Annotated in this window: 15 protein-coding genes; 13 read left to right on the forward strand and 2 right to left on the reverse strand. The window is 70.2% G+C overall.

From position 1 onward, the window contains the following. Positions 1–2: 2 nt before the first annotated feature. A complete protein-coding gene (locus G545_RS0100390; protein WP_052106545.1) occupies positions 3–1,679 on the reverse strand; it encodes an MFS transporter in 1,677 nt (558 codons plus the stop codon). A gap of 219 nt (positions 1,680–1,898) precedes the next feature. On the opposite strand from G545_RS0100390, the gene G545_RS12950 reads away from it, so the two are divergent. Both G545_RS12950 and G545_RS12955 read left to right on the forward strand, forming a co-directional pair. After that, positions 1,899–2,360 (forward strand): RcnB family protein, encoded by a 462-nt coding sequence (locus G545_RS12950; RefSeq protein ID WP_036136082.1) that lies wholly within the window; start codon positions 1,899–1,901, stop codon positions 2,358–2,360. Between the two features lie 176 nt (positions 2,361–2,536). Then, positions 2,537–3,682 carry a hypothetical protein gene (locus G545_RS12955; protein WP_197050182.1) on the forward strand — a complete coding sequence of 382 codons (1,146 nt, stop codon included), beginning with the start codon at positions 2,537–2,539 and terminating at the stop codon, positions 3,680–3,682. A gap of 2 nt (positions 3,683–3,684) precedes the next feature. Here G545_RS12955 and G545_RS0100405 read toward each other — a convergent pair whose 3' ends face one another. Further along, positions 3,685–4,164, reverse strand: coding sequence for a VOC family protein (locus G545_RS0100405; RefSeq protein ID WP_027068673.1), 480 nt, complete (start codon positions 4,162–4,164; stop codon positions 3,685–3,687). A gap of 105 nt (positions 4,165–4,269) precedes the next feature. On the opposite strand from G545_RS0100405, the gene G545_RS0100410 reads away from it, so the two are divergent. From G545_RS0100410 to G545_RS0100465, 11 genes are all read left to right on the forward strand, one after another. Next, on the forward strand, positions 4,270–4,815 hold the full coding sequence (locus G545_RS0100410; RefSeq protein ID WP_027068674.1) for a YdeI/OmpD-associated family protein: 546 nt from the start codon (positions 4,270–4,272) through the stop codon (positions 4,813–4,815). A 49-nt stretch (positions 4,816–4,864) separates the two neighbouring features. Next, positions 4,865–5,455 (forward strand): DUF6151 family protein, encoded by a 591-nt coding sequence (locus G545_RS12960; RefSeq protein WP_036136094.1) that lies wholly within the window; start codon positions 4,865–4,867, stop codon positions 5,453–5,455. A 101-nt stretch (positions 5,456–5,556) separates the two neighbouring features. Beyond that, positions 5,557–6,831 (forward strand): hypothetical protein, encoded by a 1,275-nt coding sequence (locus G545_RS0100420; RefSeq protein WP_154656465.1) that lies wholly within the window; start codon positions 5,557–5,559, stop codon positions 6,829–6,831. A 96-nt stretch (positions 6,832–6,927) separates the two neighbouring features. Next, positions 6,928–7,368, forward strand: coding sequence for a DUF4920 domain-containing protein (locus G545_RS14815; protein WP_052106547.1), 441 nt, complete (start codon positions 6,928–6,930; stop codon positions 7,366–7,368). After that, the gene (locus tag G545_RS0100430; protein ID WP_027068676.1) at positions 7,368–7,739 is read left to right on the forward strand and encodes a YajD family HNH nuclease; all 372 of its coding nucleotides are present in this window, start codon (positions 7,368–7,370) and stop codon (positions 7,737–7,739) included. The genes G545_RS14815 and G545_RS0100430 overlap by 1 nt, the downstream gene beginning before the upstream one ends. A 17-nt stretch (positions 7,740–7,756) precedes the next feature. After that, positions 7,757–8,578, forward strand: a complete 822-nt coding sequence (locus tag G545_RS15515) for a hypothetical protein (protein ID WP_154656466.1) — start codon at positions 7,757–7,759, stop codon at positions 8,576–8,578. Between the two features lie 121 nt (positions 8,579–8,699). Continuing rightward, positions 8,700–8,993 carry a HigA family addiction module antitoxin gene (locus G545_RS0100445; protein ID WP_027068677.1) on the forward strand — a complete coding sequence of 98 codons (294 nt, stop codon included), beginning with the start codon at positions 8,700–8,702 and terminating at the stop codon, positions 8,991–8,993. Positions 8,994–9,118: 125 nt separating this feature from the next. Beyond that, the gene (locus tag G545_RS0100450; protein ID WP_027068678.1) at positions 9,119–10,366 is read left to right on the forward strand and encodes a putative DNA modification/repair radical SAM protein; all 1,248 of its coding nucleotides are present in this window, start codon (positions 9,119–9,121) and stop codon (positions 10,364–10,366) included. Positions 10,367–10,377: 11 nt separating this feature from the next. Next, positions 10,378–11,778 (forward strand): UdgX family uracil-DNA binding protein, encoded by a 1,401-nt coding sequence (locus G545_RS0100455; protein WP_027068679.1) that lies wholly within the window; start codon positions 10,378–10,380, stop codon positions 11,776–11,778. A 103-nt stretch (positions 11,779–11,881) separates the two neighbouring features. Beyond that, on the forward strand, positions 11,882–12,442 hold the full coding sequence (locus G545_RS0100460; RefSeq protein ID WP_027068680.1) for a type 1 glutamine amidotransferase domain-containing protein: 561 nt from the start codon (positions 11,882–11,884) through the stop codon (positions 12,440–12,442). Positions 12,443–12,530: 88 nt separating this feature from the next. After that, entirely contained in the window at positions 12,531–13,304 is a 774-nt protein-coding gene (locus G545_RS0100465) for a DUF5666 domain-containing protein (protein WP_154656467.1), read from the forward strand. The last annotated feature ends 132 nt before the right edge of the window (positions 13,305–13,436 follow it).

A 13,436-nucleotide genomic window follows, 5' to 3' on the forward strand; every position in this document is an offset into this window, starting at 1 on the left:
CGTCACGCCTGTCGCGAGTGGTCGGTAAGCGGCACGGCCAACTCACCCGGGTCAGGCGCGGTCGCATCGGGCAGGCGTCCGGTCTGCCGCTCGATCATGCGCCTCACGATCGGGGCCTCCGGCCCGCGGTGCAGCGCCCGGATGCATTCGCCAATGGCCGCCTCGTCGCGGGTGAATCGCTGGTTGTGTCGGAGGTACTCGGTCCACGTCGGGCTGTGGTAGCGCTCGATCCAGAGTTCGGGATCCGCCAGGTCGCGTAGCAGCGACCAGCGCACCGCCCCGTTGCGGCGGCGTATCCGCTTCCGGTCCGCCATCGCGGCGAGGAACGCAACCACGTCGGACTCGGCGATGCGGTATTCGATGGTGATGACCACGGGGCCGGTCCGTCCGGTGACCGGGACGGCAACATCCGGCTCCTGGAATCCGGCCAGCGCGAGGTCCATGTCCTTGGTCTCCGGCAGGCGGATCCAGACACCGAGGAGGGCGCAGCCGACCTGGATCGACGCCGCCGCCATCAGCGCAGTGCCAAGCCCGGGGCCTTCCGTGACGCGTCCCCAAAGCCAGGCGCCCACGGCCAAGCCTGCGAAGGTCGCCATCTGGTACAGCGACAAGGCGCGTGCCACGACCCAGCGCGGGGCAGACATCTGCACCGTTGCGTTCAGGAGCGACACGACCAGCACCCAGCCCAGGCCGCACAGGGCCATCGCCGTCATCGTGGCCGCCAAAGACGTACTGAGCGCCGAGATCGAGATACCCAGCGCGGAGGCGAGTAGCGCGAAGCGCACGATCAGCTCGCTGGAATAGGCGCTGCGCAGGCGGTGTGACCAGAAGGCGCCGCCGACCGCGCCAACACCGAACGCGCCCAGCAGCAGGCCATAGACGGCAGGGCCACCGCCGATCAGGTCACGCGCGATCAGGGGCGTCAGCGCCGGCACCGCGCTGGCACCGAGCCCGGTCACGCAACCGCGGAGCATGGCCGAGTTCAGGTTGGGGTTCATCGCGGAGTACCGGACGCCGGCGGCCATGGCGCGGCCCAGCGACTCACGCGGAAGCAGGCGGGGCTCCTGCGCCGGCCGCCAGCGCCCCAGGACGCCGACCAGGGCTAGATAGCTGAACGCGTTGATCGTGAAGGCCAGGGCCGCGCCGGCGACGGCCACGATCGCCCCGCCCAGCGCTGGCCCGAGGCTGCGCGCGAGGTTGAAGCCCATGCTGTTGAGCGCCACCGCGGTCGGCACCTCGGTGCGCGGGACCATTGCGCCAACGGAAGCCTGCCAGGCCGGCGCATTGATCGCCGCGCCGCATCCGATCAGGAAGGTGAAGAACAACAGAAGCCACGGCGTCACCAGACCCAGGTACGCGGACACGGCGAGCGCCGCGGATACGACCAGCATGAAGACCTGCGCCACGAGCATGAGCACGCGCCGGTCGAACGCATCCGCCCATGCACCCGCCACCAGCGCCAGCAACACGATCGGCAACGTGATCGACGCCTGCACCAGGGTCACCATCTGCGGCGATGCACCCAGGTCGACCATCATCCAGGCCGCGCCGACGCCCTGGATCATGCCGCCGAAGCTGGACGCCAGGGTGGCGATCCACACCGAGCGGAAAATGCGGTACCGGAACGGTGAGAAGGCCGACCTCGGCGGGGGCAAGGGATCTCCCGTGTCGTTGCTCATGCTGTCTTCCCGGTGCGGGGTCGCAGCTTACTCCAGGCGTCGCGACGTGGCGGCGGGCGGCCGCTGGCGCAGTTGCCGGACAGCGGCCCGTCGCTGAAGCTGCTGGATCGGATTGATCGGAAGGGGCTGGAGGTTCTGCTTTAACGAGGTCCGTCGTGGAGAGGTGATTCATCCAACCCGTCGCAACATCGACCCCCTCTATCGCAAGAGGAGATCGCCATGAAACGCCTCATCGTCGCCACCGCGCTGGCCAGCCTGGTCGCATCCGGCACCGCTTGGGCCGATCCGCCGGGCCATGCACGGAACAAGGAACACCGCGAAGCCCAGCGCGAGTACCTCAAGGACCGCCGCGAGGCGCAGCGCGAGTACGAAAAGGACCGCCGTGAAGCCCGGCGCGAGTACGCCAAGGACCTACGCGAGTACGAGAAGGAACGGCGCAAGGCCGAACGCGAGTACCACAAGGATCGCCGGAAGGCCGAGCGCGAGTACCGGCGCTGGGCGCGCGGCGAGTACATCCCCCGCGACTACCTGTACGACCGCTACTACATCCGCGACTACCGCGCCTACGACCTGCCGCCGCCGCAGGCCGGGTACCACTGGGTCCGCCCCTACGAGGACGACGACACCTACTACATGGTCCAGGCGGCGACCGGGCTGATCCTGCAGATCCTGGGCGAGTAAGGGCCGCGCATGAAGTCCGCTGGCCTGCGCGGAGCGCTCGTCGACGACGACCCGATGGCGCAGGTATGCCGCGACCTGCCCGAGTCCGCCTGCCGCGCGCAGCCGCGCAACCATGGCGTGCACGTGGCGTCGCTGAGCCTGACCAAGGTGGCGACGGGCTGGCCGACCCCAAGCTGGTGCTTGCCTGGCTTCTGGATGCGATCGCCGCGCCCACCTGGGCGCTCGGCCTGCTGGTGCCGGTGCGCGAATCGCTGGCAATGCTGCCGCAGCTGGTGATCTCAGCGCGCATCCGGCGGCTGCCCATCCGCAAGACCGTGTACGTGCTCGGCTGCGTCGTCCAAGGCGTGGCGGTCATCGGTTTTGGCTTGCTGGCGTGGCTGGGGCGGGAGATCCCGGACACCCTGGTCGGGCTGGTGGCAGTGGCGCTGGTCGCCGTGTTCGCGCTGGGGCGGAGCCTGTGCTCGATCAGCTTCAAGGACGTGCTCGGCAAGACCGTGGACGTCGGCCAGCGCGGCGCGGTCAGCGGTACCGCGGGGACCATCGCCGCGGTGGCGACGCTGCTGTTGGCGGTGGGCTATTCAGTGGGCTGGATCCCGCTGACGGTGCCGGTGGTGTCCGGGATGGTGGTGCTGGGCGGCCTGTGCTGGCTGGTGGCGGCGCTGGTTTTCGGATCGATCCGGGAAGAACCCGGGGCCACCGAGGGCGGGATCGACGGTCTGGCCGCGGTGCTGCGGCAATTCGGCCTGCTGCGCCGCGACGCGGACCTTCGGCGCCTGATCGTGACCCGTGCGCTGCTGCTGTCGACGGCGCTGGCGCCGCCGTTCTACATGGCGCTCAGCGGCGACAGCACGGCCGGTGGACTTGGCACGCTAGGTCCGTTCCTGGTCGCCTCGGCCGCGGCGAGCCTGGCGAGCACCTTCGTCTGGGGCCGCCTGGCCGACCGGTCGAGCCGGTGCGTCCTGATGGTCGCGGCCATGCTCGCGATGCTGGCCAACGCGGCGACCGCATTCCTCGCGCTGGCAATGCCCGGCGTGCTGGGGCAGGCGTGGTTGCTGCCGGCGTTGCTGTTCGTGCTGATGATCGCCCACCAGGGCGTGCGGCTGGGGCGTTCCGTGCACGTGGTCGACATGGCCGACCGCGATGACCGTGCGGCGTACACCGCGCTCAGCAATTCGGTGGTGGGTCTGATCCTGCTCGCCGGCGGCGTCTTCGGGGTCATCGCGCAGTGGCTTGGCCTGGGCGCGGTGCTGGTCCTGTTCGCGGTCATGGCGGCGCTGGCGATCCGCGCGGCCCACGGACTGGACGAGGTCCAGGCGGGCTGAGGTCAGCCCCGCCGTGCTGCCTCGATGGCGGCGACGTCGATCTTGCGCATGGTCATCATCGCCTCGAACGCCCGCTTGGCCACCGCCGGGTCCGGGTCGGTGTAGGCCTCGGTGAGCACGCGCGGGGTGATCTGCCAGTTCACGCCCCACTTGTCCCTGCACCAGCCGCAGTCGTTCTTCTCGCCGCCGTTGTTGACGATCGCGTCCCACAGACGGTCGGTCTCGGCCTGGTCGTCGGTCGCCACCTGGAACGAGAATGCGTGGGTGTGCTGCACGCCAGGCCCGCCGTTGAGCCCCAGGCACGGGATGCCCATCACGGTGAACTCGACCGTCAGCACGTCACCCTTCTGGCCCGAGGGGTAGTCGCCCGGTGCGCGGTGGACGGCGCGGACCTCGCTGTCGGGGAAGGTCTCGGCGTAGAAGGTCGCCGCCTCAAGCGCGGTGCCGTCGTACCAGAGGCAGATGGTGTTCTTCGGGATCATCGTCGTCCTCCGCTGGGGTGGGCGTATCCAGTTGTACGCCGAACGCCGCTTGGGGGCACTCGGGGTTATGTTTGCCTCGGGGACCCCTCAGCGCGGAGCGGTGACATGGCAAGCAAACCGACGGTGTTCCAGGCTCGCCTGTTGCGGCCGGCCACGCCGCACCGCGCCACCTGGTCGTTCCTGCTCGTGCCGCCGGACGCCAGCGCCCAGCTTCCCGCCCGCGGACTGGTCAGTGTCGACGGGACCCTCAACGGCCACCCCTTCCAGGCCACGCTGGAGCCGGACGGGCAGGGCAGTCATTGGTTGAAGGTGCCGCGGAGCCTGCGCGAGGCGGCGGGCGCGACCGTGGGCGACACCGTTACGGTCGACATCGCTCCGGTCGAGCAGGAGCCGGAGCCCAGCGTGCCGGTGGACCTGCGCAAGGCGCTCGCGGGCAGTCACCAGGCCCGTGAGCCGTGGCAAAGCCTGACTCCGGCCGCACGGCGCGACTGGATCTTCTGGATCACCTCGGCGAAGAAGCCGGAAACCCGGGCGCGCCGCATCGCCACTACCTGCGAGATGCTCGCCTCGGGCAAGCGCCGCGCGTGCTGCTTCGACCGGTCGGGGATGTACAGCAAGGGGCTGTCGGCTCCCGTCGCGGCGGACGGGTGAGTGGGGCGATGCTGGTGGCCGTATCTTCGGAAACCTTGAGGCGATGACCATGACCCTGCCACTCAAGTGCCGCTGCGGCGCGGTCCGCGGGGAGATGCAGCCCCGTCGCGCGTACACCCGGGCTACCTGCTACTGCAAGGATTGCCGCGCGTACGCACGATTCCTCGGGGACCCGGGCGTCCTGGACGAGGCCGGCGGCACCGACGTGGTGCCCACGGCACCGGCCACCGTCAGGCTCACCGCGGGTGTCGAGCACGTCGCCTGCATGTCGCTCAGCCCGAAGGGCGCGCTGCGCTGGTATGCCGGCTGCTGTCGCACGCCGCTGGGCAACACCTCGCGCAATACCCGGCTTCCGTACCTGGGGCTGGTCACGGCGTGCCTGGATGCGACGCCGCAGGAGCTTGCGGCGACCTTCGGACCCGCGCGGCGCTGCGTGATCAACACCGGATCGGCCACGACGCCGGTGCGTGCAACGCCGATGGCGTTCGTCGGAGGCGGGCTGGGGATCCTCGTCGGCATGCTTGCTGCGCGCGTGCGCGGTGAGCGTGGGTCGCCGTTCTTCAATGACGACGGGACGCTGTTGCGCGAGCCGGAGGTGATCAGCCGCGAGCAGCGCCGGGAGCTGGAACGGGCCGGGTGACCGGGAAGCCGCCGCGCGGGGCTGGTCCGGCGACGCCGCTATACTCGCGGCAGGCCGGCGGGGAGGTTGGCCGAACCAAGGGACGATACGGAGGGGAGGCCATGGGCCGGGGAACGATGGGGCGCATGGCCGCCTGGGTGTTGGCGATGGTGGTCGGGCTTCCGGTGCTCGCGTACGCGGGGCTGGTGGCGATCAACTGGAATGACGAGGCGCCCTCGGCGGAGGCGGAAAGGCTCCTTGCACTCCTGCGCGACCGTCCACCTCTCGCCGATTTCGCCAACGGGTACATCCACGCGCGCGACCTCGCGGCTGCTCCTGGTGGTGATCCGGAATACAGGGAGGCCCGCAGCCCGCAGGTGGGGGAGCTGGCGAGTGCATGCAGCGAGGCGCCGGCCTGCGAAGAGGCGCTGGACGCCCAACCCGGCGTCGCCGCGGAATGGCTCGAGTCGGAGCAGTGGCTGATCGAGCGCTATCGCCGCATGCTGGCCACCCGGGGCTGGCGGGAGCCGCTCCTGGAGGACGCGCATGCGCCGTTGACCCCGTACCAGCACGTGATGGAGGGCCAGAAGCTCCACCTGGTCGACATGGAGCGCCACGCACTCGCGGGTGATGCTGCCACCGTGCACGACCTGCTCGAGCGTGACCTGGTGTTCTGGCGGCAGGTGCTGGCCTCGTCGGACCTGCTGATCACCAAGACGATCGCCACGGTCGCCGTCGGACGGAACCTGGCGTTCGGCAACCTCGCACTGCGCAAGCTCGCGCCGGAGCTGGTGGATGCCGCCGTGCCGCCCTCCTGGCGCGTGCCGCTCACGGTGGCCGAGCGTTCGTACGCGCGCCCGCTGGGCGGTGAATGGCACTGGGTCGCTGGCACGCTTCGGCAGGCGTACGTGCCCGGCGTGCCGGGAGCGGGCACGGAGGGGGACGCAGCCGACCGCCTGATGCGCCCCTTGTTCCAGCAGCAGGCGACGCTGAACCTCGTCGCGTCGCGGATGGTGCGGGTGGGCGAGTTGTCCGAGCTTCCCTACGAGGAGCTCGATGCGGCCCTGGCGCGCCAAGTGGAGGCCCCGGGGCCGTCCCTACGGTTCCCGCTGTACAACCCGGCGGGTACCTTAGTGTTTTCCGCAGTCTCTGACGTCGCCTATGCCGGCTATGTCACCCGCACCAGCGACTTGGAGGGGCGGCGCCGCGCAACACTGCTCGCAGCCACCCTGCGCAGCGCCGGCATCGGGGCGGAGGGAGCCGAAAGCGCCGTGAAGGAATCCTCGCTGCGAAACCCATACAACAACGCGCCGTTCGAGTGGGATCCCGCCAGTGGCGCAGTGGTGTTCAACGGCCTGGAGGAAGGGGAGCGCGGGCGCCATGCCGTGCTGCTCTAGCGCCGTATCCAGCCTGATGCGCGCGGAGTGACCGCTGGAGCCGCGGCGGAGTATCGTTCCGGCAGGCCGGATGTCCGGCCGTACCCCGGAGTCGCCATGCGCCTGTTCGCCGCTGCCTTGCTGACCGCTGCCGCGCTGTTCGCCTATGCCGGTGAACCCGCCGCCTCCACCTCATACGGCGAGGCCTTCGCCGACGGCCCGGCTGTTCCGGTATCCGAGGCGGTGGCATCGTTCGACGACCACGCCGGCGAACCCCGACGCTTCAGCGGCCGCATCACTGAGGTCTGCCAGGCCAAGGGCTGCTGGATGATGCTCGAGGACAGCGGACAGGCGGCGCGGGTGATGTTCGGCGACCACGCCTTCTTCCTGCCGAAGGACGCCCGTGGAACCGCTGTGGTGCATGGCGTGCTCGAGCGCAAGGAGCTCACGCCCGAGCAGGTCGAGCACCTCAGCAGTGACAGCGGCAAGGGCATCCCGGCCGAGCCGGTGGAATACCGGATCGTGGCCGACGGCGTGCGGGTGGCCGGTACGCCCTGATGCCCACGCCCGACAACGCCCGCCTCGACCGCGTCGTCGCAGAAGCGCGCCGCGCGGCCGCCGAGCGCGAGAAGGGCTACCGCGAGCGGGCGCTCAAGATGTACCCGTGGATCTGCGGCCGCTGCGCGCGCGAGTTCACCCGCGCCAACGTGCAGGAACTGACGGTCCACCACCGCAACCACAACCACGACGACAACCCGCCCGACGGCAGCAACTGGGAGCTGCTGTGCGTGTACTGCCATGACAACGAGCACTCGCGGCAGCTCGACCACACGGGTGTGAGTGCGAGGGATGCGGAGGATGCGCGTAGCGCGGCGACATCGAGTCCGTTTGCGGATTTGAAGGCGCGGCTGCAGAAGCGTGGTTCCTGACCGGGAAGGACGAATACATGAAAAGTCGCGCTCCACTCGCTTCAAGTCGCTCCCCAGTCCCGGGTGCCGGCTGGTCGCTCATTGCAGCGGCGCTGCTCGCCACGGCCTGTACGACGGCGGGAGATGCCGCGGTCACCACGGACACGGCGGGCGACGCTGTTCGCACCACGGGGACCGTCGCCTCCATCGATACCCAGCCCTGGACCTACGACGGCAACGCGATCGTGCAGGTCGACACCGCCGACCGCGGCCGTATCGAAGTGCAGCTCCCCGCGCGCTGGAACCTGTGCCAGGCAGCGCCCGTTGATGTGGAGGCACTGGAGATCGGCGTGCAGGTGGAGGTGGTGGGCGCGCCGGCAGGCGAGGGCGCGGTGGTGGTTTGCGAGGAACCGTCGCACCGCCTGGTTCCGGTGGAGCCTGCCTCGCCGCCGACGAATGCCACGGGCAGCACCGTTGGCGGCGACGGTTCCGCCATCGAGCTCCTGCCCCTCAGCGACGCGGCTATCGAAGGCGCCATGCTGGAAGGCGAGCTGGCCTGCGCCTTCTCCGTCGATGGCGGCGGGACGCTCCTGTTGGCGAAGGGGAACGTCGCCTCGAACGAACCCAGCCGTGGAGTCGTCAACGTCGCGGGGTACGTCGAGCCGGTCGCGGCTCCTGGGGGCTTCGACGCGATGCTGCGCGGCACGCGCTTCTCCGGCGCCGGCAAGGTGATCCGGGTAGAGCTCACCGGTCCTGCCATCGGGGGCGGCGAGTCGCCGTCCCATCCGGCGACGCTGACCTACCAGCGTGCCGACGGGGCGGAACGGGCGTTTTCTGGCCGGTGGGAGTGCGGTCCCTGAAGGGGACCTGGGGGACGCAGCCATAACGGATTGCGTTATATGACGGGAGCCGTTATGGTCTCCCCGTGATCCGGGACTTTGTCGACAGGGAAGCTGAAAAGGTCTGGCGCGGGACGCCCAAATGAAAAAAACACTGCCCAATATCCACCCTGGCGAAGTGCTCAAGGAGGAGTTCCTCGACCCGATGGGGATCAGCCAGAACGCGCTCGCGCGCGCGGCTGGCGTGCCCCCGCGCCGGATCAACGAGATCGTGCTCGGCAAGCGGGGCATCAGTGCCGACACGGCGCTTCGCCTGGCGGCTGTATTCGGGACCAGCGAGCATTTCTGGCTGGGGTTACAGGCTGACTACGATCTGGAAGAGGCGCGAAAGGCGCTGGGCGACACAGCTTCGCGGATCCAGCGTCTCGCGGCTTGAGCCAGGGCAGGCCGCCTCACGGGCTCACGATTTGGCAGTCTCGCTCCCTGCAGTCTCTGACGCAGTGGATGAATGGTTCATCCGCCGTCTCACCACGTGAGACCGGCGGCCGCCACCCTCGCGCGATGAACGTCACCGAGAAGCTGGCGATCCTGGCCGACGCCGCCAAGTACGACGCCTCGTGCGCGTCCAGCGGCGCGGCCAAGCGGGATTCCTCGAAGACCGGCGGCATCGGCAGCACCGGCGGCATGGGCATCTGCCATTCCTACACGCCGGACGGGCGCTGCGTGTCGCTGCTGAAGATCCTGCTGACCAACTTCTGCATCTTCGACTGCGTCTACTGCGTCAACCGGGTGTCCAGCAACGTGCGGCGCGCGCGCTTCAGCACCGACGAGGTGGTCCGGCTGACGCTCGACTTCTACCGACGCAACTACATCGAGGGGCTGTTCCTCTCCAGCGGCATCATCCGCAACGGCGACTACACCATGGAGCAGCTGGTGGAGGTCGCGCGCAGCCTGCGCGAGGACCACCGGTTCGGCGGGTACATCCACCTCAAGACCATCCCCGATGCCGCGCCGGAACTGCTGGCGGCGGCAGGAAAGTACGCAGACCGGCTCAGCATCAACGTCGAGCTGCCGACCCAGGCCGGGCTGGACGCGCTGGCGCCGGAGAAGGACCTGGGCAAGATCCGCGGTGCCATGGGCGAGGTCCGCTGGCGCATCGAGGAGGGCAAGACGGCACGCAAGGCGGCGCGTCGCGGGACCGCGAAGCTCCCGCGGTTCGCGCCTGCCGGGCAGAGCACGCAGATGATCATCGGCGCCGACGCGACCGACGACCGCAGCGTGCTGCAGTCCAGCGCCAACCTGTACGGCAATTACCAGTTGCGGCGGGTGTACTACTCGGCTTTCAGCCCCATTCCGGACGCCTCCTCGCGGCTGCCGCTGGTGGCGCCGCCGCTGGCCCGCGAGCACCGCCTGTACCAGGCCGACTGGCTGCTGCGCTTCTACGGGTTCGGGGTGGACGAGATCGCGCCGGCGGGTACCGGGGGCGGGATGCTGGACCTGGACATCGACCCCAAGCTTGCTTGGGCGCTGCGGCATCCGGAGCAGTTCCCGGTGGACGTGAACCACGCGCCGCGCGAGATGCTGCTGCGGGTGCCGGGGCTGGGCACGCGCAACGTCGCCCGGATCGTGCAGTCGCGCCGGAGCGGCGGCCTGCGGGTCGCGGACCTGGCCCGGCTGCGCGCCCCGATGGCCAAGGTGCTGCCGTTCGTGCAGTTGCTGGATCACCACCCTGGCCGCCACCTGGACGACCCGGTGCGCCTGCGCGCGCGCCTGGCGCCGCCGCCGCGGCAGGCCGGGCTGTTCGGCTGAAGGCCGCGGGCATGCACCTGGCCGTCGTCGAACCGGGCTGGAGCCTGGAGGCTTGGCGGGAGCGCGCCCGTGCGGCGCTCCTGGCTGGCGTCGCGCCCGAGCACCTGCAATGGGACGGCGATGCCCAGCAGGGCCTTGCGCTGGCCTCGCCATTGCCCGAGGCACCGGAGGCGCAGGGCCGCGTCACCGTTCCCGCCGCACTGCTCGAGCTGGCCGGGGCGGTCGTGTGCCATCGCGACCCGGGGCGCCATGCGCTGCTGTACCGGTTGCTGTGGCGCATCGCACGGGGGGAACGCCGCCTGCTGGAGCGCGCCACCGATCCGGACGTGGTCGCCGCCGCGGCGCTCGCGGCCGCGGTGCGGCGCGACTGCCACAAGATGAAGGCGTTCGTGCGGTTCCGCGAGGGCGGCGGAGGGGAGGGCGCGTACGTCGCGTGGTTCGAGCCGGACCACTGGATCGTTGACCGCGTCGCGCCCTTCTTCGCGAAGCGCTTCGCCGGCATGCGCTGGGCCATCCTGACGCCGTACCGCAGCGTGCGATGGGAAGGCGGGGCGCTGGCCTTCGGGCCCGGCGCGGTGCGGGCCGACGCGCCGGCGGAGGACGCCCAGGAGGACCTGTGGCGGACCTACTACGCCAGCATCTTCAATCCGGCGCGGCTCAACCCGACGATGATGCGGCAGGAGATGCCGCAGAAGTACTGGAAGGGCCTGCCGGAAGCGGAGCTGCTGCCGTCGCTGTTGCGCGACGCCGGCCGCCGCGTGCGCGACATGGCCGAGCGCGAGGCGCAGGCCCCGCGTCGGCGGATCCCCGCCAGGCCCGCGGAGGCGCCGCCGACGGACGACGGGAGCCTGGCGGCCGCACGGGTACTGGCGGCCGGATGCCAGCGATGCCCTCTGTGGGAGCCGGCGACGCAGACGGTCTGGGGCGAGGGCCCGGAGGATGCGCGGCTGATGTTCGTGGGCGAGCAGCCCGGCGACGCCGAGGACCTGACCGGCCGGCCGTTCGTGGGCCCGGCAGGCGCGCTGCTGGACCGCGCCTTCGCGGACGCGGGCATCGACCGCTCCGCGGCGTACCTGACCAATGCCGTCAAGCACTTCCGGTTCCAGCAGCGCGGCAAGGCCCGCCTGCACCAGCGGCCCACCACCGGCCACGTCAACGCCTGCCATGCATGGTTGCGGCGGGAGCTGGCGACCGTGCGGCCCGAGGTGATCGTGTGCCTGGGCGCGACCGCCGCGGCGGCGGTTCTCGGCGCAGGCTTCAGCCTGTTGGAGGAGCGGGGCACCTGGCATCAGCTGGGCAACGGCGTGCGCGTGCTGGCCACCGTGCATCCGGCCTGGGTGCTGCGGCAGCCCGCCGCCGCGCAGGGAGCGGCCTACCGCGGGCTGGTCGATGACCTGCGCCTGGCCGCTTGAGCCACGAACCCGCGGCCCACGGACTCACGAACCGCCCATCCGCCTTCCCGCATCCTGTCCGGCCCGGCGGCCTTCCGTGCCGCGCTTCAACAGGAGAGCCGGAATGAGCAACAAACTCCAGGACAAGACCGTCGCCATCCTCGCCACCGATGGCGTGGAGCAGGTGGAGCTGATCGAGCCGCGCAAGGCGGTGGAGGAGGCTGGCGCCACCGTGCGCCTGCTGTCGATCAAGGAGGGCGAGATCCAGGGCATGAACCACGACAAGCCCGGTGACAAGCTCAAGGTCGATGGCCTGGTGGCCGACGCCAGCGTGGAGGAGTACGACGCGCTGATCCTGCCCGGCGGCGTGCAGAACCCTGACACCCTGCGCATGGACGAGAAGGCGGTGGCCTTCGTCCGCGACTTCGCCCGCAGCGGCAAGCCGATCGGCGTCATCTGCCATGGCCCCTGGGTGATGATCGAGGCCGACGTGGTGCGCGGCCGCCGCATGACCTCCTGGCCCAGCGTGCGCACCGACCTTCGCAATGCCGGCGCCGAGGTGGTCGACGAGGAGGTTGTCACCGACAAGGGCCTGGTGTCCAGCCGCAAGCCCGATGACCTGCCGGCCTTCTGCCGCAAGATCGTCGAGGAGTTCGCCGAAGGGCGGCACCCGCCCCGCGCCTGAACCGCCAGGGTGCGAGACGCAGGGCTCCCGACCGCGCGTTCACGACCCGGGCGAACATAGTCCGGGTCCCGGACCTTCGGAGCAGCGCATGAACACCCTGACTCGACGAATCGGTTCCGTATTGGCGGCCGGCCTGGTTGTCCTGCTTGCCGGCTGCGTGAGCCCCGGTGGCTATGTCGGCAACACCGGCGGATACGGCCAGCCGGGCGGCAGCTACGGCCAGACGGGCACGGGCTACCCCTCCCAATACGCGAGCCAGCTCGAAGGCACTGTCGAAGATGTGGACGCCCGGTACGGCCGAATCCTCCTGCGGGTCGAGGATCGGTATACCGGTCGGTCGGAGCGCCGGGAGGTCCGCTACGACCGCCGCACGCGCCTGTTCTACCAGGGCCGCCAGTACCCCGTGGAGGGGCTGGAGCGCGGCGACATCATCCGCGTCGACCTGGCACAGTCCGGCCGTGACCTGTGGGCGGGAACGATCGAGGTGGTGCACAACATCCGCGACCGCGGCTATGGCGGGGGCTACGATCGCGGTTACGACGGCCGGTACGGAGATCCCTACGGCAATCCTTACGGGGGTGATCCCTACGGCGAGCCGTACGACCGCGGGCATGGCCAGGACCTCCGCGGGCAGGTCGCGTTCGTTGATCCGCGGGCGCGGGTGATCCAGCTGGAAGGCAGCGGGTACGGCGGCGGCATCCAGGTGCGGTACGACAATCGGACGACGGCCGAGGTCGAGCGCCGCCTGGTCCGGCCGGAGGACCTGCAGCGTGGGGATCTGGTGCGAATCCAGGGGCGCGCGCTGGGCGGCAACGAGTGGCTCGCCGAGCGGATCATCATCGAGCGCATGGGCGGACGCTGACGCGGGCGCATCCACAAATCGTTTGCATCCCGCCATGTATGAAGGCAGGGTAAACGACGAAATCGGTCACCCGCGTTGTCCTACTCGACCCGTCCGGGGAGCAGTCGAATGAAGGCGAGCAGTCTGATCTCA

The organism is Lysobacter defluvii IMMIB APB-9 = DSM 18482 (genome assembly GCF_000423325.1).
Lineage (GTDB): Bacteria > Pseudomonadota > Gammaproteobacteria > Xanthomonadales > Xanthomonadaceae > Novilysobacter > Novilysobacter defluvii.

Coding starts and splice junctions, on each gene's coding strand:
- G545_RS0100390 (WP_052106545.1), bottom strand. CDS start 1,679: ATGAGCAACGACACGGGAGATCCCTTGCCCCCGCCGAGGTCGGCCTTC.
- G545_RS12950 (WP_036136082.1), top strand. CDS start 1,899: ATGAAACGCCTCATCGTCGCCACCGCGCTGGCCAGCCTGGTCGCATCC.
- G545_RS0100405 (WP_027068673.1), bottom strand. CDS start 4,164: ATGATCCCGAAGAACACCATCTGCCTCTGGTACGACGGCACCGCGCTT.
- G545_RS0100410 (WP_027068674.1), top strand. CDS start 4,270: ATGGCAAGCAAACCGACGGTGTTCCAGGCTCGCCTGTTGCGGCCGGCC.
- G545_RS12960 (WP_036136094.1), top strand. CDS start 4,865: ATGACCCTGCCACTCAAGTGCCGCTGCGGCGCGGTCCGCGGGGAGATG.
- G545_RS0100420 (WP_154656465.1), top strand. CDS start 5,557: ATGGGCCGGGGAACGATGGGGCGCATGGCCGCCTGGGTGTTGGCGATG.
- G545_RS14815 (WP_052106547.1), top strand. CDS start 6,928: ATGCGCCTGTTCGCCGCTGCCTTGCTGACCGCTGCCGCGCTGTTCGCC.
- G545_RS0100430 (WP_027068676.1), top strand. CDS start 7,368: ATGCCCACGCCCGACAACGCCCGCCTCGACCGCGTCGTCGCAGAAGCG.
- G545_RS15515 (WP_154656466.1), top strand. CDS start 7,757: ATGAAAAGTCGCGCTCCACTCGCTTCAAGTCGCTCCCCAGTCCCGGGT.
- G545_RS0100445 (WP_027068677.1), top strand. CDS start 8,700: ATGAAAAAAACACTGCCCAATATCCACCCTGGCGAAGTGCTCAAGGAG.
- G545_RS0100450 (WP_027068678.1), top strand. CDS start 9,119: ATGAACGTCACCGAGAAGCTGGCGATCCTGGCCGACGCCGCCAAGTAC.
- G545_RS0100455 (WP_027068679.1), top strand. CDS start 10,378: ATGCACCTGGCCGTCGTCGAACCGGGCTGGAGCCTGGAGGCTTGGCGG.
- G545_RS0100460 (WP_027068680.1), top strand. CDS start 11,882: ATGAGCAACAAACTCCAGGACAAGACCGTCGCCATCCTCGCCACCGAT.
- G545_RS0100465 (WP_154656467.1), top strand. CDS start 12,531: ATGAACACCCTGACTCGACGAATCGGTTCCGTATTGGCGGCCGGCCTG.